Raw genomic sequence first — 19,131 nt, forward strand, 5'->3', positions numbered from 1 at the left:
TAGATTTTTTTCTTCTTTTTCACAATTTATTAATAATTTGTGTTATATAATATTACACAATATAAATTTTTAGGGAGTGTTTCAATTGAAATTACAAACCTTGCTTGCCCACGCTCCTTTTCAAGATATTCCATTAGCTGCGGGCGCCAGAGGGATGGCAAATGATATTACGAATGTGACGATGATGGATGCTCCGGATATTCTCCCTTATTTAAAGTCGAACGACCTGCTCGTGACAACCGGTTATCACGTTAAAGATAAGCCAGGCGAGCTGATCAGCTTGATTGAGCAAATGGCCCAGAAAAACTGCGCTGCCCTTTTTATTAAAACAAAGCGTTTTTTCGGCCGCCTTCCAAAAGAAGCAATCCAGCTCGCAGATCAGCTTGGGTTTCCGATTGTTGAAATTCCTGAAAACTGGTCACTCGGTGAAACCGTCAATCAAATGCTTAATATTATTTTAGATAAGAGAACGAGCGAGCTTCGGGGCGCAATCGAAACGCACAAGCTGTTTTCAAGCCATATCATAAGCGGAAAAGGATTAAATGCGCTGCTTGCAAACTTAACAGAGCTTACCGGCCACCAGGCTTTTTTATCGACAGTGTACTTTTCTGCCATTGCCGGTGATCATTCGCTGGCCGAAGCTTTTTTGCCGTTTAAGAAATGGGCGTCTAAGCACGGCTCTTTTCTGCCGGCCGGCTCTGCTTTTACCATGTTCAGCACGCTGGACCAGAAAGAGAGCTACACACTGTTTCCCGTTTACACACACGAGAAAAAGGCTGCCCTGCTTTTGCTCAAAGGCTTTGTTTATCCAACAGAGCAGGTGAAACTTCTTACGATCGAACAGGCACTCAATGTGATCTCATTTGAGCTGTTGAAAGAAGAAGCCGTAAAACAGTCTACCCGCCGTATTCGCAATGAGTTTTTCTCCAATTTTTTAGATGACGCTTTTTCAAGCGAAGAGGAAACGATCAGCCGTGCAAAAGAATTCGACCTGCCTTTAAAACAAAAATACGTGTGCGCGGTTGGCCGAATCGATGCACCGGAAGAAGAATGGTCTTATTACACGAACCAGAAGGAACTGGATGAAGTCTATTATTTTTTCGAAAAAGAACTGCACACAATGGATATTCCCTGCGATTTATTTACAAAAGGAGACACCGTAATCATTCTGTCAAAAGTACCCGATCATATGAAAGACACCCAGTTATTTACGGCTTCTTTTTTAGAAAAGCTGCAAAGCCGGCTCAGTCGGGAACATAACATGACCATTTCTTTTGGTGTCAGTCATCTATGCTCGTCTCTCCTATTTGTCCGGCAGGGGTATAAAGAAGCGCGCGATGCCTTAAAAACAAACCGGCTGTCCAGCGGCCCCTCCTCCATTCACTTCCACCGGACAAAGGATGTAAACGAGCTGCTGCGGATGCTCCCGCCAAAAGACTTAAGCCAGTTTTATAAACACACAGTCGAGCACTTAAAGCTGAATAATCTAGAAGAAGAAAGGTCACTGCTGGAGACACTGTTTGTTTATATGGAAAGCCATTGCCATATTTCCGAAACGGCCAAGCGGCTGTTTGTCCACCGTAACACAGTTGTGTACCGGCTGGAGAAATGTGAAGAGCTGCTCGGTATTTCATTGAAAGACCCCGATTTTTCCCTGCAGGTCCGCCTCGCCCTCCGTATCAAACACCTGCTGAATGCTTAAAAAAGCCCGGGAGCTGTCCCAGGCTTTTTTATATGCCGGAATTCCAACCTCATCCAAAGAAAGTGAAATACTCATCCACCGGACAACAATGGCATTGAGCACGCTCTCTAAATGATTTTTTACATTCATAGAGGAACCGGCTTTTTTCAAAGCCGCTTACGAATGTACTTCCTCCCCAATCATTCACCTGAATGAATCACGTTTTCCGAGTAACAGAAAAAAACAATGTAAGGTTTTCTTCCACTTTAGTTGAAGCGTCTCCCGCTTCCTCTTATTCTAATGATAAGATACCTTTTTCGTATATCCCCAGCGATACGGGCTGGGGGTCTCTACTTGGGACCGTAAATTCCAGGCTACGAAAAATCAGCATGGGCGCTGGTTTTTTCGTGGCTTTTTTTATTGACTGGGAGGGATGGAGATGGGAAGTTTACTTATTAAAAATGCCCAAATCGTAACGATGAATGCGCAGGAAGAGATTATAAACGGAGATATTCTCATTAGGGACAGCCGGATTGAAGCAGTCGGGCCGGCTTTGGACGAAACGCCGGCTGACCGTGTGATTGACGCTTCAGGCCGAACCGTGATCCCCGGCTTTGTTCAAACTCATGTGCACCTATGCCAAACACTGTTTCGCGGCAAAGGTGATGATCTTGAATTGATGGACTGGCTGAAAAAGCGGATTTGGCCGCTTGAAGCGTCCCATGATGAAGAATCTGTTTATTATTCGGCGATGCTTGGGATCGGCGAGCTTCTGCAAAGCGGCACAACGACGATTGTCGATATGGAAACCGTTCATCATACCGAATCTGCATTTCGTGCGATTGCTCAAAGCGGTATTCGTGCGCTCTCCGGTAAAGTTATGATGGATAAAGGCAGTGAAGTGCCGCTTGCCCTGCAGGAAAACACAGCAGTATCCATCCAGGAAAGCGTGGACCTGCTGGAGAAATGGCATATGTACGACAGCGGGCGCATCCAATATGCTTTTTCACCGCGCTTTGTCGTTTCCTGTACAGAGGAATTATTGAAAGAGGTACAAAAACTGTCCGTCCACTACAACGTCCATGTGCATACCCATGCTTCCGAAAACAGGGGGGAAATCGCTATTGTTGAGCAGGAAACCGGGATGCGCAATGTTATATATCTCGATCATCTCGGTCTTGCCAACGAACGGCTTATCCTGGCCCACTGCATCTGGCTGGACGAAGAAGAAAAGCGGATTATCCGGGAGAAAGGTGTGCATGTCAGCCATTGTCCGGGCTCGAACTTAAAGCTTGCATCCGGTATTGCCGATGTTCCTGAGCTGCTTGATGCCGGTTCATCCGTAAGCCTTGGAGCAGACGGTGCTCCGTGCAACAACAACCTCGATATGTTCAATGAAATGCGTCTTGCCGCCTTGATTCAAAAACCGATCCACGGTCCGACCAGCATGAACGCCCGCACCGTTTTCCGCATAGCTACAATCGGCGGCGCCCGGGCTGTTGGAATGGGGCATGAAATTGGCAGTATTGAAGCCGGAAAAAGGGCAGACCTGGTGATGTTAAACTTAAATCATTTCCATACCTTCCCTTCTTACGATATAGATCCCATCTCACGCATCGTTTATTCGGCTACCCGTGCAGATGTGGAAACGACCATTGTCGACGGGCAAATTGTCATGGAAAACGGCATGATGAAAACGATCGACAAAACGACTGTGCTAAGAGAAGCAGATGCATCAATTAAACGGCTGCTCAAAAAAACAACAATCATGCATTAAACTCATCCAAAAAGCGGTTCAGCCAAAGATTTCGGCCGAACCGCTTTTTGCCTGTTAGAACGAGTCAGCCCTCCTCGCGAATCCACACGGCCATTTCACCCGGCTCGCGGTTGCACCAGGCAAAGTAAGGAATCGCTTTGATAGAAACACCGACAGAGTGCTTATGAACGGGCTGATATAATGCCTCTCCCCATAACTCTTCCCTTTCCCGGACACCTTCTCCCTCGATCACAACGACTCCGCCCAGTACATCCGGCTTGAACGCAGCAGAAAACACGGAATGCTTATTTATTTTAATCGAAGACAGCTCTTTTCCGTTATCTGCTTCCTCCAGGCAATATACGATCGGTCCACGCTGCAAAGCGGCTTTCCCGGCGTTTTCTTTTACTTTTGGATTCGCCCGAATCTTTTCTACCGGCATAGGAAACAGAAGCTCAATTTGATCTCCCTGCATCCACTTACGCTTCAAATATGCATAACCTCTTTTTACAAAAGCCTCATAATCTATTTTTTCACCATTTACTCGGAGTTCAGCTTGTTTACACCAGCCCGGAATGCGAAGCGCAACGGTAAAAGTCCCCTCCTCATCAGGCATAACTGTCAGCTTCACGGTTTCATCCCACGGATAGCTTGTTTCCTGATGGATCGCGACCTGCTGTCCATTCAGTTCAACAGCCGCTTTATTGCCTGCATACAGGTGTACGTGCAATTCATCCTGCTGGACTGTATACATATATTGGCCAATCGATGAAAGCAAGCGCGCCAAATTAGGTGGACAGCATGCACAGCTGAACCATTTTTGCCGGATGGTTTTAACGTGATGGTGATCCTGGCGATAACGGCTTGTCTCCGGCTTTACCTCCAGCGGATTCACATAAAAAAACTTTTTCCCATCCAAGTCCATTCCGCTGATCGTTCCGTTGTAAAGAGCCCGCTCCATCACATCGGCATACTTTGCGTCCGCCTGAAGTTCAAGCATTCTCTTTGCCCAGAAAACGAGGCCAATCGACGCGCACGTTTCCGTATAAGCGGTTCCGTTCGGCAGGTCATAGTCAGTTGAAAATGCTTCGCCAAATTCCATTGATCCAATGCCGGCAGTAATGTACATTTGTTTCGTCGTGACATTCTCCCATAAATCCTCACACGCTTTTTTTAATGTTTCATCATTCAGTCTGAGCGCAAGGTCTGCCATCGCCGTGTACATATACATCGCCCGGACAGCATGACCAACCGCTTTTTTTTGCTCCCGGACCGGCACATGGGCTTGATGGTAACCATAGCTTTCATTCCAAAAAAACGGACGATCATCCCCTCGTTTTTCTCTTTCCACATCAAAAAAGTGCGGCTGCTGCCCGCGTTCGTCAATAAAATAGCGGCTTAAATTCAAATACTTTTGATCACCTGTCACATCATACAGCTTCACAAGCGCCAGCTCGATTTCCTGGTGCCCGTCGTACCCGCGGATTTTGCTCTCTTCCCGGCCAAACGTTTCGTCAATATAATCGGCAAATCGGCACATCATATCCAAAAAGGCTTTTTTTCCAGTCGCCCGGTAATAAGCTACGGCTGCTTCCATCATATGGCCGGCACAATAAAGCTCATGCTGGTCCCGCAGATTGCTCCAGCGCCCATCTGGCTCCTTTACCGTAAAATATGTGTTCAAGTAGCCATCTTTTTGCTGTGCCCGGCCAATTAAAGCAATGACCTCGTCTGCCGCCTGCTCCAGTGCTTCATCCCGTTCATTTTCCAAACAGAATGCTGCTGCTTCAAGCCATTTCGCTACATCACTGTCTTGAAAAACGAAACCGTGAAACTCGCCCGCTGCTTCTCCCGCGGCGATTTTAAAGTTTTGGATTGCGCGGCTCGGCACAGCACCCGGAATCCGATCGTTTAATGCTTCCCACTGATAAGGGAGAACTTCCCTCCGGACCACATCCATATACCGCTTCCAGAACGAATCTGTTAATTGAACAGATACATCATTTTTAATTTTTGTATGCGCCATTTTTCATCCCCCATTTTTGTACCGCGTTTGGTTCAATGATTAGCTAAAACTGACCTTATCCATTCTTCCCTTTTGTTTAAAAAGCGCTTTCAATAGAAATCTTGTTCAAAGAATAGCATATTGATACAATAAAAATCAGTAAATGAAAGCGCATAATTTGTGGACGAAACTGACTATATTTCGATTCAAAAAAGAGGGATAAAAATGCTGAAGGAATATATACATGCATCAATCCAACAGCCAGTTCGATACAGGCTGGGCGGAAAATTTGTTACGGATATCCCCTGGACACATATGAAACGCTCAATGGGCGATTACGAGCTCATTATCGCTCTTCATGAAACGCTGTATATTGAATGTGAATCCACCCAATTTGAAGTACAGCCGGGTGATGCGCTTCTTTTGCCGCCCGATAAAATACATCAGGGCTTTCACGAATGCCCGCCTGGAACCTCTTTTTACTGGTTTCACTTCTTGTTTCCAGACGAAAGAGAAGCGCCCGGGATAAACGAGCAGGAGCTGGACCAGCACATTAAAACGCGTCAAACAAAACCAAGGCTCCAGCACGGAGATACAGACATCTTTCTTCCGTTTTTCTCTACGCCCAAACAAATTGAGCGGCTGACCATTTTGTTCACCCAGCTTCTTGATGTAGCAAACGGACATTACGGTCACAGCCGGGCGGCTGACTATCTGGCTACCTCCCTTCTGATTGAATTGTCTGAGCAGACGGTTAAAAATTTTCACCTTACTGCTGAACAAACGAGTACAGACAGAAAAATCGCTTCTATTTTGGAATGGATCCGCCTTCATTCGCTTGAAAAGCTGTCAACCGGCATGATAGCCGATCAGTTCAACTATAACCGTGACTATTTATGCCGCTTTTTTAAAAAAGAAACGGGCTGGACGGTGCAGTCGTACATTCATATGTTGAAGCTTTCCAAAGCGAAGGATTTACTTACTCTTTCGGATGAAAGCATTGGAAGCATCGCCCGGACAGTTGGCATTTCAGATGAACGGTATTTTATGAGGCTGTTTAAACAATATGAAAAACTAACGCCCTCCGAATACCGCAAAGCTTACCATCGTATTCAACTCAATAAAGAATAAAAGATGGGCAGAACCAGCTTGAGCAGAATCTAAACCTTTCAGACCATGATTTTTCTTTGCCGCTCCACCAAAAACAAAACCGGCTTAAACGGTAAGGTTTAAGCCGGTTTTCATTACTATTAGAGGCGGTACACACGTGTTTCATATGGATGCAGCACCAATTCACGAGCCGGACTGTCTTCCTGCACTCTATAATTGTGCAGCAGCAGCTGAGCGGCATCATAAGAGACACCTTCCTGCTTCGGAACCGGTACTGGCTGATCTGACAAGTTAGCAAGCACGATTACCCGGTCGCTTCCGAGAGTGCGTGTGTATGCAAATAAGCGTTCGCTTTCCTCGATCACTTCTTTGTAAGCACCGTACGTAAACACGTCGTGCGCTTTTTTCATTCGAATCATTCGTTTGTAAAAATGTAAAATAGAGCGTTCATCCTGCTGCTGCGCTTCTACGTTAATGCGCGTATAGTTGTCATTCAGTTTGATCCACGGCGTTCCCGTCGTAAAGCCGGCATTGCTCTCGGCCGACCACTGCATCGGCGTGCGTGAGTTGTCACGGCTTGAGTTCCAAATAATTTGCATCATCTCATCATGGTGAATGCCCGCTGCAGTGCCAAGCCGGTACATGTTTTTCGTACGAACATCGTTATAATCTTCAATGCTTTCGTATTTTACATTGGTCATGCCAATTTCCTGCCCCTGGTAAATAAAAGGCGTTCCCTGCATTAAAAAGTACACCGCTGCAAAAGCCGTAGCACTTTCATACCAGTATTCCCGGTCGTTACCCCATGTGGAAACCACGCGCGCTTTATCATGATTTTCAATGAACAGCGCATTCCAGCCTTTGTTTTCGAGCGCTTTTTGCCACTTTGTCATCACTTTCTTGTACCCTGGAATATCCAGACCCGTTTCTTTTTCAGCATTCCAAAGCTCAAGATGTTCAAATTGAAAAATCATATTAAATTTCCCTTTTTCTTCACCGACCCATTCATTGACGTCTTCCGCTGTTACACCGTTTGCTTCACCGACTGTCATAATGTCGTACTTAGCGAATGTTTCGGCTTTTAATTCTTCAAGAAACGGCTGAATGCCTTCTACATTCATGTGGTAATCGTAAGAAGGCACATACTTCATTTCCTTCGGATTCGGCAAATCAGGCAGTCCTGCTTTTTTCTTAATATGGCTGATCGCGTCAACCCGGAAGCCGTCGATCCCTTTGTCGAGCCACCAGTTAACAGTTTCGTAAAGGGCCTGGCGCACTTCGGGATTTTCCCAGTTTAAGTCCGGCTGCTTTTTTGAAAACAGGTGCAGGAAAAACTGGTCTGTGATCCGATCATATTCCCACGCCGAATCGCCAAAAATACTTTCCCAGTTATTCGGCTCCCCTCCACTTTTGCCATCGCGCCAAATGTACCAGTCGCGTTTTGGATTGTCCTTAGAGGAACGGGATTCAATAAACCATGGATGTTCGTCACTCGTATGGTTGATCACGAGGTCAAGAATCAGCTTCATTCCCCGTTCATGTACAGCTTCCAGAAGCTCGTCAAAATCACCCATCGTCCCAAACTCATTCATAATTTCTTTGTAATCGCTAATATCATATCCATTATCATCATTCGGCGATTCAAACATCGGACAGATCCAGATTACATCAATGCCAAGATCCTTTAAGTAGTCCAGTTTGGAGATCACCCCTTTAATATCTCCAATTCCATCTCCGTTCGAATCCATGAAGCTGCGCGGATAAATTTGATATGCGACCGCTTCTTTCCACCACACTTTGTTCATATGACGACCCCCGTATCCTCTCGTATGCTTCTTACGTGTATTTTAGCATGGAAAACGGAAAAACATGTGAGAATATCCCGCTTCCCTTTGATCCTTCTTTTTTGTTTTTGCTGTTTGATACGCCCTAGTATAAACTAGACGAAAAACCAATGCAATCGTTTTCACGAAAAATAAATTCAATATTCTTTGGTGAATACTTATCTTTCTGTTAAAACAAGCGAAATACATAAAAGAAATTCGTTCTTTAAAAATTATTCTTGCTAAATGAAAGCGCATTTATTAGAATAAGGTCCATGCAAACGTTTTCGTTACAGTTCACTATTACATCTAATCAAGGAGAGAATGGGGTATGAAAAAGTTAACGTCTTTTGATTTTTGGCAAAAACTCGGAAAAGCGCTGCTCGTCGTCGTTGCAGTGATGCCCGCAGCCGGGATTATGATATCCGTCGGCAAACTGATTGCCATGATGAGCGGCGATATCAGCTTTGTGCAAACAGGAGCACACGTGATGGAAGATATCGGCTGGGCCATTATCGGCAATTTACATATTTTATTTGCGGTTGCCATCGGAGGCTCCTGGGCAAAGGAACGGGCCGGCGGTGCATTTGCGGCCCTTTTAGCTTTTGTTCTGATTAACCGGGTAACCGGTGCTTTATTTGGTTTAAATAGTGATATGCTTAGTGATCCAAAAGCATCTGTCTCATCTTTTTTTGGCAGCGAGTTAATTGTAAGCGATTATTTTACTTCTGTGCTCGGTGCTCCAGCGCTTAATATGGGCGTGTTTATTGGTATTATTTCCGGTTTTGCCGGAGCCGTGATTTTTAATAAATATTATAACTTCAGCAAATTGCCGGCTTCTCTTGCTTTTTTCAACGGAAAACGGTTTGTGCCTTTTGTGGTCATTGCCTGGTCCGTTGTCATAGCCGTTTTGCTGGCGGCCGTCTGGCCGTTTATTCAAGGCGCCTTGAACGAGTTTGGAAAATGGATTGCCACTTCAAAAGATACGGCACCGATTATTGCGCCTTTTGTATTCGGTACACTTGAACGTCTGCTTCTGCCTTTTGGCCTGCATCATATGCTGACGGTTCCGATTAACTACACGTCACTTGGCGGCACGTATACGATGTTGACCGGCTCTTCGGCCGGGCAGGTTGTAGCCGGACAGGACCCGCTTTGGCTTGCCTGGGCGGCAGATTTAAACAATTTAAAAGCAACTGGCGATATGACGGCTTATCAAGCACTGTTGAACGAGGTAACGCCTGCCCGCTTTAAAGTGGGCCAAATGATTATTTCTACTGCCTCACTTATTGGAATTGCGCTGGCCATGTATAAAAATGTGGACAAAGACAAACGTGCTAAATACAAGCCGATGTTTTTATCTGCCGGACTCGCTGTTTTTTTAACAGGTGTAACAGAACCGATTGAATTTATGTTTATGTTTGCTGCCCCTCTTTTATATGTGGTATATGCGATTTTAACCGGTTTGAGCTTTGCTGCGGCTGATCTGATCAACCTTCGTCTTCATTCATTCGGGCTGATAGAGTTTTTAACACGCATGCCTATGGCGGCAAAAGCAGGACTGACACGTGATATTTTTAACTTTGTTATTACATGCTCTGTGTTTTTCGCTTTAAACTTTACGATCGCGAACTTCCTGATCAAAAAGTTTAACTTTCCGACGCCAGGCCGGGCCGGCAATTACACAGATGATGAAGAAACAAACGCCAAAGCCGAAAGCGCTGCGCCGGCGGCAGAAGGAACAGCGGCCGCTGCCATCATCCGGCTGCTGGGCGGTACTGACAACATTGAAGATGTGGATGCTTGTATGACACGGCTTCGCGTGACCGTTAAAGATGTGGACAAAGTATCGGGAGAAGCAGAGTGGAAAAAAACCGGGGCGCTCGGTTTAATTTTAAAAGATAAAGGCGTGCAGGCCATTTACGGCCCTAAAGCTGATGTAATCAAATCCGATGTACAGGATTACTTAGGAGTGTAAAACATGAATTTACTCACATTAAACTGTCATTCCTGGCAGGAAGAAAACACCCTCCAAAAGCTAACGGAACTCGCTCAAACGATTGCCGAAAAATCATACGATGTTGTAGCGCTTCAGGAGGTAAGCAAGTCGGATAAAGCCGGGCACGCGAATTACGCAGAGCTGCTTGTGCAAAAGCTGCATGACCTTGGTGAAATGGATTACACATTTATTTGGGATATGTCGCACTTCGGCTATGAGATTTATGAAGAAGGCCTGGCCATTATTACGAAGCATCCTGTAAAAAGCCATGATTCTTTTTTTATTACAGACCAGCACGACATGGATAACTGGAAAACACGTAAAATTGTTCAAGCTGTGATCGATATCAACGGTGAGCCTGCCTCTTTTTTCTCCTGTCACCTCGGCTGGTGGCAGGACGAGGAGGAACCCGCAAAAAAACAGCTTGACCGCCTCCTAGCCAGGGCTGCATCCAAAGAGCTTACCTTTTTAATGGGTGACTTTAACGGGGATACCGCTGTGCGAAATGAAAATTACGATTATTTGTTAGCAGCCGGGTTTTGGGACACGTACACCCTTGCTTCCGAGAAAGATGAGGGATACACCGTTAAAGGAAAGATTGACGGCTGGGATGGAAACAAAAAAGATCTGCGAATTGATTATATCTTTGTGAATAAGCCCATCGAGGTCATATCATCCAAAGTGATTTTTAATGGTATCCATAAACCGGTTGTATCCGATCACTTCGGCGTTGAAGTGGTCATCCGCTAAAAAGAAAGGCGTTCTCCTGCGGGGAGAACGCCTTTTTCTTATGACAGTCCTTTTTCGCGTATGGCTTGCAGCCAGGTCCGCGCCATCAGTGTATTTCCTGTTGAGTTCATGTGAACCCCGTCTGTCGTCAGCTTATGCTCACCTTCCGCACTTACATACTCGATGAAAGCCTGGTGCATCGGCACAAGCACAGCACCATATTCGCCGGCCAGCTTTTGAACAATCTCAACATACGGCTTTAGAAGCTCGTTGCCTTCGGAGCGCAGATCTTCTTCAATAATCGTCGGTTCCATTAACACAAGCCGGATGCTCTCAGATTGTTCAAGTAAACTACGGTATACCTGTTCAAATTTCCCGGGTAATATTTGATTCACTTCTTTTGAATCAAGCTGCCGCCATACATCGTTGATTCCGATTGATATGGACAGGACTGTTGGCCGTTCGTTTAACACATCCTGCTCCCACCGCTCTGCCAGATCGGTTACCCGATTGCCGCCAACCCCTTTATTAATAATGACAGGTGCGTTCACAGGCGACTCGCAAATAAGCTGATCACGAATCATCCTTACATACCCATCCCCCAGCTCTTCCGGCTCTGCCCGGCGTCCGGAATCGGTAATGCTGTCTCCAATAAATACAATCCGGTCTTCCTTCGTCAACATTTCTATTCCTCCTTTAACAAAACTGCTTTTTCCAGCTCACTTTTATTAAGATGCCCGCATGCTTTGAGCTGAATTCGCCCGTTCCACTCATACCGGTCTTTCCCCCATCAGCTCTTCCATATTCAGAAAAACAGCCCGTTCATGGGGTGACTGATTCGGCGCATGAATAGCCAGCCGCCTCTTGCCGATAAAATCCCGAAAAATCATTCCATGGCCGCCGTCTTGATCAAGCAGCGGTTCTGCCTCATGAATCCACGGTCCCTCAACAGCTCCTGATAGGGACCGGGCAATACCGACTGCATAGCCTTTTTCACTATAACTCGACCAAATCATTTCAAGCTCTCCGTTTTCTGTTTCGTAAAGAAACGGACCATCTGTAATGTAATTGGCTTCCCTCACCGGCTTTGTCCATGGCGCCTGGGAAGCCGTGAATAATAAAACCGGTTCGCCGTGTACAGCCTGAAAATCTTCGAATAACCTCAGGGCATACATCTCTCCGTCTTTTACTTGAATCCATTCACGGCAAAAAACCATCCAGGGAATGCCCTTTTTATCCATAAACAAAGTTCCGTCAAGGCATTCCCATTCTTTCGGTGTAATCGGCCCCTCCGTCAGCGGCTTAAAAGGACCGAGCGCAGATTGAGCTTTTAAAATCTGTGTGCCCCGGCACCGTTTATCTGATTTGAACGTAGCCAGCATATAATAAGCGTTCTCCCATTCATACACTTCCGGCGCCCAAAAGTGCTGATCCGCCCAAAAACGGGGCGGCGGCTGAAAAGCCTGAAACGGCCCTTTCCACTCCTGTAAATCCCCGCTTTGATACACTTGAAAACCGGAAGCAGGGCCTGTCCACACATTTTCATCCGTTGTTCCGTAAAGATAATAAGTTTTTGCTTGCTGATCCGCCACCACAAATGGATCCCGAATCCGAATATCACTTGTTCTCATGCTTATGTTTCTTCCCGCAGGCAAAATGAAAATAAAGCATTCCGATCACAGGTAAGTACCCCGTCTTGCAGCTCAAGCTTTGCTGCCTGTAAAGAAGATCTTTTCGACTGGGGATGACGGCTGCGGTCTGGATGTGTAAAGTAAAAAATATAGGCCTCCCCACCGCTTACATGCACATCCGCATGCAGACCGATTGTTCCGTCATCCTCACACGTACCGGACCCGTGCAAAATCTTTCCGTTACGGCGCCAATCCTCACCGTTTTCTGACTCATAAACAGCCAGGCCCGACCATTCATCCATAATGAGCCAGTATGTATTCCGTGAAAAAGACGTTTGGCCCTTCATGCGGCTGATGGGCTAAAACAGCACCTACAGGCTTCCACTGGTATAAATCGTCACTGTCAGCGGCGTATGTGGCAGAATCGGCTGCTTCATCCTTATACCACATGCGCCATCTGCCATCGGGCATTGGATGAATGCATGCGTCAATCACGTAATCAGAGCTCAGCTTCAAAACAGATTGGAATGTCCAAGTCCATAGGTTTCGGCTCGTATAGTGAACAATATCCCTTCGGTGTCCAGCCCATTCAGACGGAACGCCCCGGATGTAGCTCACATACATATGGTACAAGCCGTCGTGCCAGAGAATTTCCGGTGCCCAAAACGTGTTTTGACCCTGTTCAAATTCAAGTCCTTGAAGAACACCCTGGTACGTCCATGTTTCTCCTCCGTCCTGTGACGAAGCAACACCAAGGTTTGTGCCGTGCACCCAGGCAACGCCCGGCCCTTCGACTGAAGCCATCCGCTTGTGTAAACGATCCACCATTCCCTTTCTTCCCGGTTCCAAATAAGAACCGGATCTGCAGCGCCATCATAAATAGGATCACGAAAAAGCGGCGCTTTCGGCATAGTCTCCCTCCTTTAAAAAGCCCGGCATCGCCGGGCCCGCGTTTTGATTGTATTATCCAGCCTCTAAAGCACGGCGCTGCGATAAATAAAGCTTTGAGTACGCGCCGCCTTTTTTCATTAGTTCATTATGCGTTCCCTGCTCCATAATTCGACCGCCGTCAATAAAGAAAATACGATCAGCGTTTTGAATCGTGGACAGACGGTGCGCAATAATAAAAGAAGTTCGCCCTTCAAGCAGCTGCTCCAATCCTTTTTGAAGAGCCATTTCCGTTTCGGTATCAATGCTTGATGTTGCTTCGTCCAAAATTAAAATTTTCGGGTCCGCCAGAAGAGCCCGTGCAAACGAAATAAGCTGGCGCTGGCCAGATGAAAGACGTGTGCCGCGCTCATTCACCTCTGTTTCGTACCCTTCTTCCATTTCGCTAATAAAACGGTGTGCCTGAACCGCTTTTGATGCTTCAATCACTTCTTCATCCGTCGCATCAAGGCGGCCATACCGGATATTGTCCATGATCGTGCCGGAAAAAATAAACGAATCCTGCAGCATGACACCCATCTGGCTGCGCAGCGACGAAAGCGTGACCGTTTTAATGTTTGTTCCGTCCACTCGTACACTGCCGCTCTTCGTATCATAAAACCGGCTGATTAAATTGATGATCGTCGTTTTTCCAGAGCCGGTCGCCCCAACAAGCGCGATCGTGTCTCCCGGATTTACCGTAAAGTTCACGTCCTCAAGAATGTTTTTCTCTCCTTCGTAGCCGAACACGACATGATCGAACGTTACCTCACCGCGTACAGGCGGCAGTACACCAGCATTTGGCGCATTTTGAATGGTCGGTTCTTCATCGATCGTCTCAAAAATGCGCTCTAAATACGCCATCGCATTAATAATGGCATTATAGAAATTGCCGATATTCGCAAGCGGCTGCCAGAACATCCAAATGTAACCGACAAATGCGACCAATTCCCCCGCTGTGACACTTCCGTTCAGCCAAAAAATACCGGTAACATAAACGAACGAAACGGTAATCACCGAAATATTTTCAATGACAGGCCATAAAAGAAATTGAATTTTCACTCCCTTCATCCAGGCGGAACGGTAGCTGTTGGATACTTCACGAAATATTTGCTCGTTTTCTTCCTCACGCGCAAAGGCCTGTGTCACTTTAATTCCATTTAAGCTTTCATGAATATACGCATTCATATTAGACTGCTTGTTGCTGAGCTGCTGCCACGCTTTACGCTGAGCTGTTTTAATAAAAAAGATAAACCCGATCAAAAATGGGAAGCCTGCCATGGCAGCCAGTGTCATTTTCACGTCAATCGCCAGCATAAAGCCGACAATGACCAGAACGCTGAACAAATCTGTAATAACGTTAATAATACCGTTGGATAAAAGGTCGCTGAGTGAGTTTACATAGTTTACGACACGCACTAAAATTTTGCCGTGAGGCCGGCTGTCGTAGTACGAAAACGACAGCGTCTGCAAATGAGCAAACAAGTCTTTCCGCAATTGTAAAATGACACTCTGCCCGATTTGAGACATCATTCGGATTCGATATTTTAAGCAAAAGCCTGTGACCGTGATAGCCGCTAAATAAAATCCGGCAAGCAGTGCAAGTCCGCCCACGTCTCCGTTTGGGATTTTGTCGTCGATCGCCGTTTTAATTAAATATGGACCGGTCAACGTTGCCCCGCTCGCCAAAAGCATCAGGAGAACAGTAAGTATGATTTTTCCTTTAAACGGCTTTAAATACTGAACCATCCGTTTTAACTGGTTTATATCAAAGGCAGACTCCAGCTCTTCATCTACATCAAATTTATTACGTGCCACTTACATCACTTCCTCGCCAAATTGGCGGCTGTCAAAGTCACCAAATTGATTTTTGAATACATTAAAGTAACGGCCTTTACGCTTCAACAAGTCTTCATGCCGGCCGCGCTCTACAATCTGCCCGTCCTCTAACACCAAAATCAGATCTGCTTCTTTAACGGAGGAAATGCGGTGGGCGATAATAAAGCACGTTTTTTTCTGCAAAATGGACCGGAGCGTTTTTTGAATGCGCATCTCCGTTTCTAAATCAACCGCGGACGTCGTATCGTCTAAAATTAAAATGGGCGCATCCAAAAGCAGTGCTCTCGCCAGAGAAATCCGCTGCCGCTGTCCGCCTGACAAACCGACGCCGCGCTCACCGATAATCGTGTCGTACCCTTCCGGAAGCTTGGATATAAACGCATGTGCTTCCGCTTTTTCTGCTGCCATCTTCACTTGCTCCATCGTCGCGTCTGGCATTCCATACGCAATATTTCCTTCAATCGTGTCGGAGAATAAAAAGATATCCTGCATAACCATAGCGGTATGCCGGCGCAGAGACCGGATATCCCATTCCTTCACATTCATTCCTTCCACTTTCACTTCACCGCTGTCTGCATCATAAAAGCGGCAAAGCAGATTGACGATCGTCGATTTCCCAGCACCTGTTGGACCGACTATCGCGACAGTCTGGCCTGGCTTCACCCCAAATGTAATATTGGATAAAACCGGTTCATCTTCATAGCGGAACGTTACATCCTGAAACTGAACAGACAGTTCGCTGCCAGCCGGTGCCTTTTTCGATGATGTATTGGCAATGCCCGGCTGCTCATTAAGCAAATCTTCAATCTTTTCAGCGGATGCGATAAACCGCTGAACGTCATTAATCAGCCAGCCCGCCATTCGCATCGGGTTGTTCAGCGCCCAAATAAGAGAATTGAACACGACAAGCTCCCCAATAGTCAGTGACCCTTGAATGACCATAAACCCGCCGGCTAAGATCATGACAACAAGCAGCACCCCCGCCAGCGAATCAAGCACAGGAAGATACTTTTCCCATACACGTGCCGATTGAATATTCTTTTCTTTAAAAGCTTTGTTTTCAGCTGAAAACTTACCAATCTCATGGTCTTCCTTGGCGAAGGCTTTGACAACCCGGTTGCCGCTGATGTTTTCCTGTACAACGGAGTTTAAACGCGCGAACTGTGCCCGAATTTCTGAGAATGTCGGCCGGACCTCACTGCTCATTCGATAAGCAAAAAAGGCGATCACCGGTGTTACAGCGATCATTGCCAGTGTCAGCGGCGCATGAATGGTAAACATAAAAACAATGGCAAACAACAGTACACATACGTTTTCCACAATCATATACGTTGTCCAGGCAGTAAAATGGCGCACTGCTTCCATATCACCTGTCATCCGCGCCATAATGTCGCCCGTTTTTGTCCGGTCATAAAAACGAAAATCCAGCTCATTCAGTCTGGCGTACAACTGCTCGCGAAGCGTAAAAATCACCCGCTGGGAAGTACGCTCAAACAGGAGCTGAAAGCTGTAGCGGATAACGGTTTTCACCATCGTAACCGCTATCATAAAACCGAGCAGTACCCAAAGCAGCTCCATCTTTCCTCCGTACACTACGTCATCGACAATTCGTCCTGAAAAATACGGATTCAGCATGTTCAATCCTGCAACAAGAAGTACAAGTGAAAACCCCCAAAAAAGGCCGGATTTGTAGTCCCTCATATACGTCCAAATCCATCTTAAACTATGCACGTTCCATTCCCTTCTTTCCGCGTATTTTCATCATGGCCTGTTATGGTGACAATCGATCTTTGATGAAAATAAGGACCCCTTCCATACAGTGGAATTGAAATACGTTCATTTTATTCCTTCGAGCCTCACGTATCCATTCTTTTTACTTAAAAAGAAAAAATTCTCTGTTTATTGAACAAATCTTCAAAAAATCAAGAAAAAACAGATGAAGATCTGCTGTTTTTCGACACAAAAACTAAAGATAACGAACTCGTTTTCTTCATTCTTATCATTCATCTGATGAAATGAATACTCCTTTAACCAGCATATAGCCACTGTCCATTTATGAAAGAATAATAAGAAGTCCTTCCGCTAAGCAGAGCAGGGTTCATCCGGCCAGTCCTAATCATCTGCTTTTAGCGTCACACTGCTATTTTTTTAGTGATTTCCTAACAGAAATGTGCTTTAGCATGGGTATACACGTGTTTCCCTCCAAATAAGACCGTATCAGCAGAACCGAGCTGGGCTTTTTTAAATATTGTGATATGCAGATGGTATCATACCTATCTTAGAAAATAGAAAAGCATGTTTACCAATACATTCGCAAAAATCTTTGTTGTTCTTTTTTAATTCAGCACGCAATAAACATGACAGAAGCACTGAAAAACCCAGCAGCACTGCAAAAAAAAACAGCTCTTTCAAAAGAGCCATCTACCGATCGTTATTTTGATAAAAATTATTAACTTTGATTAATTCTTTGCATAAAGGGCTGTCTGCACCTGGGAACGACATACTGCGGTCCGGGTTCTTAGAAAACAACTCTTGTACTTTAGGCGTTTTCTTAAAGCGGCTCATTAAATGACATGGAGTAAAAGAATCTTTTCATTTTGCAAGATGATTTTTAAAAGTAGACGGGGCTAACAGCTGAAGCAGGCGATTGTAGAAGTTTGAACTCGTATGGACAAGCATCCTTAGAGTAAGAAACAGGAAACTTGATTTGATGCCAGTTTATATATAGAAAAACAAAAATAGCCTCAAGTGGCTATATAAAAAACGTCTTCCCCATATCCGCTCTTTCTTTCTGCAAAAGAGCGGCAGATTACTTTTTCATCATTTCCCGTTCCATTCTTTTTTCCCGCAATGCTTTATACTTTTTTTCCGCCTGCTTCATGAGAGAATAATATTGAGATTCAAGATATTTTTCTGTTTCTTCAGTTGTAATAACAGGCACCCATGCTTCTTCTTTTTCTTCTATTGGAATGTTCAAAGGAAGACAAGTACTTGACTGACCTAGTCTGGAATCAATACATTTTTCCTTTTTTATTTTGCTTGCTTTGAACCTCTTTCCCTCCCGGTTTCTTTGAATATGCGTCTGATTAAACGAAGAATCTTCTAGAGAACTATTAATAATGTTTTCTCTTTCTTTATCGGCAGACATATCCTTGGTCGTCTTTCCTCTAGTCCATATTTCCTCTTCTTCCTGATTAGCAGCAATTTGTTGTCTTGCAGGGTTTCTTGCTTCTTGTATTTGTTTTAGGTGTCTCTTTCTCTGCACTTCAACTTCTTTTCCTTTGAAAGATGCTTCGTTTTCATTTATTTCATTTTGTCTTTTCATCTGAGTGACAGGTTCTTCTTCCTGCTCTTTCTGTTCTTCCCAGCTGTTTGAGAAGGCTTCCTCTTCATTTATTTCTTTCTGTTCTTCCATCTGAGCGAAGGGTTCTTCTTCCTCCTCTTTCTGTTCTTCCCAGCTGTTTGAGAAGGCTTCCTCTTCATTTATTTCTTTCTGTTCTTCCATCTGAGCAAAAGGTTCTTCTTCCTCCTCTTTCTGTTCTTCCCAGCTGTTAGAGAAGGCTTCCTCTTCATTTATTTCTTTCTGTTCTTCCATCTGAGCGAAGGGTTCTTCTTCCTCCTCTTTCTGTTC

Annotated in this window: 13 protein-coding genes, 1 pseudogene and 1 riboswitch; of the genes and pseudogenes, 5 read left to right on the top strand and 9 right to left on the bottom strand. The window is 45.4% G+C overall.

Annotated elements, in window-relative coordinates; genetic code table 11:
• Positions 1-85: 85 nt before the first annotated feature.
• Positions 86-1,702 (top strand): PucR family transcriptional regulator, encoded by a 1,617-nt coding sequence (locus RG959_RS15200; RefSeq protein ID WP_342797830.1) that lies wholly within the window; start codon positions 86-88, stop codon positions 1,700-1,702.
• A 276-nt stretch (positions 1,703-1,978) separates the two neighbouring features.
• A riboswitch (purine riboswitch) is annotated at positions 1,979-2,078 on the top strand.
• Positions 2,079-2,120: 42 nt separating this feature from the next.
• Positions 2,121-3,458: a 5'-deoxyadenosine deaminase gene (locus RG959_RS15205; protein WP_342797831.1), complete on the top strand. Its 1,338-nt coding sequence runs from the start codon at positions 2,121-2,123 to the stop codon at positions 3,456-3,458.
• Positions 3,459-3,522: 64 nt separating this feature from the next.
• Here RG959_RS15205 and RG959_RS15210 read toward each other — a convergent pair whose 3' ends face one another.
• Positions 3,523-5,463, bottom strand: a complete 1,941-nt coding sequence (locus RG959_RS15210) for a glycoside hydrolase family 127 protein (RefSeq protein ID WP_342797832.1) — start codon at positions 5,461-5,463, stop codon at positions 3,523-3,525.
• Positions 5,464-5,667: 204 nt separating this feature from the next.
• On the opposite strand from RG959_RS15210, the gene RG959_RS15215 reads away from it, so the two are divergent.
• The gene (locus tag RG959_RS15215; protein ID WP_342797833.1) at positions 5,668-6,573 is read left to right on the top strand and encodes a helix-turn-helix transcriptional regulator; all 906 of its coding nucleotides are present in this window, start codon (positions 5,668-5,670) and stop codon (positions 6,571-6,573) included.
• 119 nt (positions 6,574-6,692) lie between these two features.
• Here RG959_RS15215 and RG959_RS15220 read toward each other — a convergent pair whose 3' ends face one another.
• Positions 6,693-8,357, bottom strand: a complete 1,665-nt coding sequence (locus RG959_RS15220) for an alpha-glucosidase (RefSeq protein ID WP_342797834.1) — start codon at positions 8,355-8,357, stop codon at positions 6,693-6,695.
• A 349-nt stretch (positions 8,358-8,706) separates the two neighbouring features.
• On the opposite strand from RG959_RS15220, the gene RG959_RS15225 reads away from it, so the two are divergent.
• Positions 8,707-10,353: a PTS transporter subunit IIBC gene (locus tag RG959_RS15225; protein ID WP_342797835.1), complete on the top strand. Its 1,647-nt coding sequence runs from the start codon at positions 8,707-8,709 to the stop codon at positions 10,351-10,353.
• A gap of 3 nt (positions 10,354-10,356) precedes the next feature.
• Positions 10,357-11,124 (top strand): endonuclease/exonuclease/phosphatase family protein, encoded by a 768-nt coding sequence (locus tag RG959_RS15230; protein WP_342797836.1) that lies wholly within the window; start codon positions 10,357-10,359, stop codon positions 11,122-11,124.
• A gap of 38 nt (positions 11,125-11,162) precedes the next feature.
• On the opposite strand, the gene RG959_RS15235 is transcribed toward RG959_RS15230, so the two are convergent.
• The 7 genes and pseudogenes from RG959_RS15235 to RG959_RS15265 all read right to left on the bottom strand — a co-directional run.
• Positions 11,163-11,786 (bottom strand): SGNH/GDSL hydrolase family protein, encoded by a 624-nt coding sequence (locus RG959_RS15235; RefSeq protein ID WP_342797837.1) that lies wholly within the window; start codon positions 11,784-11,786, stop codon positions 11,163-11,165.
• 87 nt (positions 11,787-11,873) lie between these two features.
• Positions 11,874-12,734 (bottom strand): glycoside hydrolase family 43 protein, encoded by an 861-nt coding sequence (locus RG959_RS15240; protein ID WP_342797838.1) that lies wholly within the window; start codon positions 12,732-12,734, stop codon positions 11,874-11,876.
• Between the two features lie 2 nt (positions 12,735-12,736).
• Positions 12,737-13,036 carry a glycoside hydrolase family protein gene (locus tag RG959_RS15245; RefSeq protein WP_342797839.1) on the bottom strand — a complete coding sequence of 100 codons (300 nt, stop codon included), beginning with the start codon at positions 13,034-13,036 and terminating at the stop codon, positions 12,737-12,739.
• Positions 13,029-13,562, bottom strand: a complete 534-nt coding sequence (locus RG959_RS15250) for a glycoside hydrolase family protein (protein ID WP_342797840.1) — start codon at positions 13,560-13,562, stop codon at positions 13,029-13,031. The genes RG959_RS15245 and RG959_RS15250 overlap by 8 nt, the downstream gene beginning before the upstream one ends.
• A gap of 135 nt (positions 13,563-13,697) precedes the next feature.
• On the bottom strand, positions 13,698-15,479 hold the full coding sequence (locus RG959_RS15255; RefSeq protein ID WP_342797841.1) for an ABC transporter ATP-binding protein: 1,782 nt from the start codon (positions 15,477-15,479) through the stop codon (positions 13,698-13,700).
• A complete protein-coding gene (locus tag RG959_RS15260) occupies positions 15,480-17,231 on the bottom strand; it encodes an ABC transporter ATP-binding protein (RefSeq protein ID WP_342797842.1) in 1,752 nt (583 codons plus the stop codon).
• A 1,078-nt stretch (positions 17,232-18,309) separates the two neighbouring features.
• Positions 18,310-19,131, bottom strand: a pseudogene (locus RG959_RS15265) (hypothetical protein); the annotation flags it as partial.

The sequence above is a fragment of the Domibacillus sp. 8LH genome (assembly GCF_038806185.1).
Taxonomy (GTDB): Bacteria; Bacillota; Bacilli; order Bacillales; family Domibacillaceae; genus Domibacillus; species Domibacillus indicus_A.

What these genes read in the sequence shown, in the direction of transcription:
- RG959_RS15205 (WP_342797831.1), top strand. Translation starts at nt 2,121, where the DNA reads ATGGGAAGTTTACTTATTAAAAATGCCCAAATCGTAACGATGAATGCG.
- RG959_RS15210 (WP_342797832.1), bottom strand. Translation starts at nt 5,463, where the DNA reads ATGGCGCATACAAAAATTAAAAATGATGTATCTGTTCAATTAACAGAT.
- RG959_RS15215 (WP_342797833.1), top strand. Translation starts at nt 5,668, where the DNA reads ATGCTGAAGGAATATATACATGCATCAATCCAACAGCCAGTTCGATAC.
- RG959_RS15220 (WP_342797834.1), bottom strand. Translation starts at nt 8,357, where the DNA reads ATGAACAAAGTGTGGTGGAAAGAAGCGGTCGCATATCAAATTTATCCG.
- RG959_RS15225 (WP_342797835.1), top strand. Translation starts at nt 8,707, where the DNA reads ATGAAAAAGTTAACGTCTTTTGATTTTTGGCAAAAACTCGGAAAAGCG.
- RG959_RS15230 (WP_342797836.1), top strand. Translation starts at nt 10,357, where the DNA reads ATGAATTTACTCACATTAAACTGTCATTCCTGGCAGGAAGAAAACACC.
- RG959_RS15235 (WP_342797837.1), bottom strand. Translation starts at nt 11,786, where the DNA reads ATGTTGACGAAGGAAGACCGGATTGTATTTATTGGAGACAGCATTACC.
- RG959_RS15240 (WP_342797838.1), bottom strand. Translation starts at nt 12,734, where the DNA reads ATGAGAACAAGTGATATTCGGATTCGGGATCCATTTGTGGTGGCGGAT.
- RG959_RS15245 (WP_342797839.1), bottom strand. Translation starts at nt 13,036, where the DNA reads ATGGATGAATGGTCGGGCCTGGCTGTTTATGAGTCAGAAAACGGTGAG.
- RG959_RS15250 (WP_342797840.1), bottom strand. Translation starts at nt 13,562, where the DNA reads ATGGTGGATCGTTTACACAAGCGGATGGCTTCAGTCGAAGGGCCGGGC.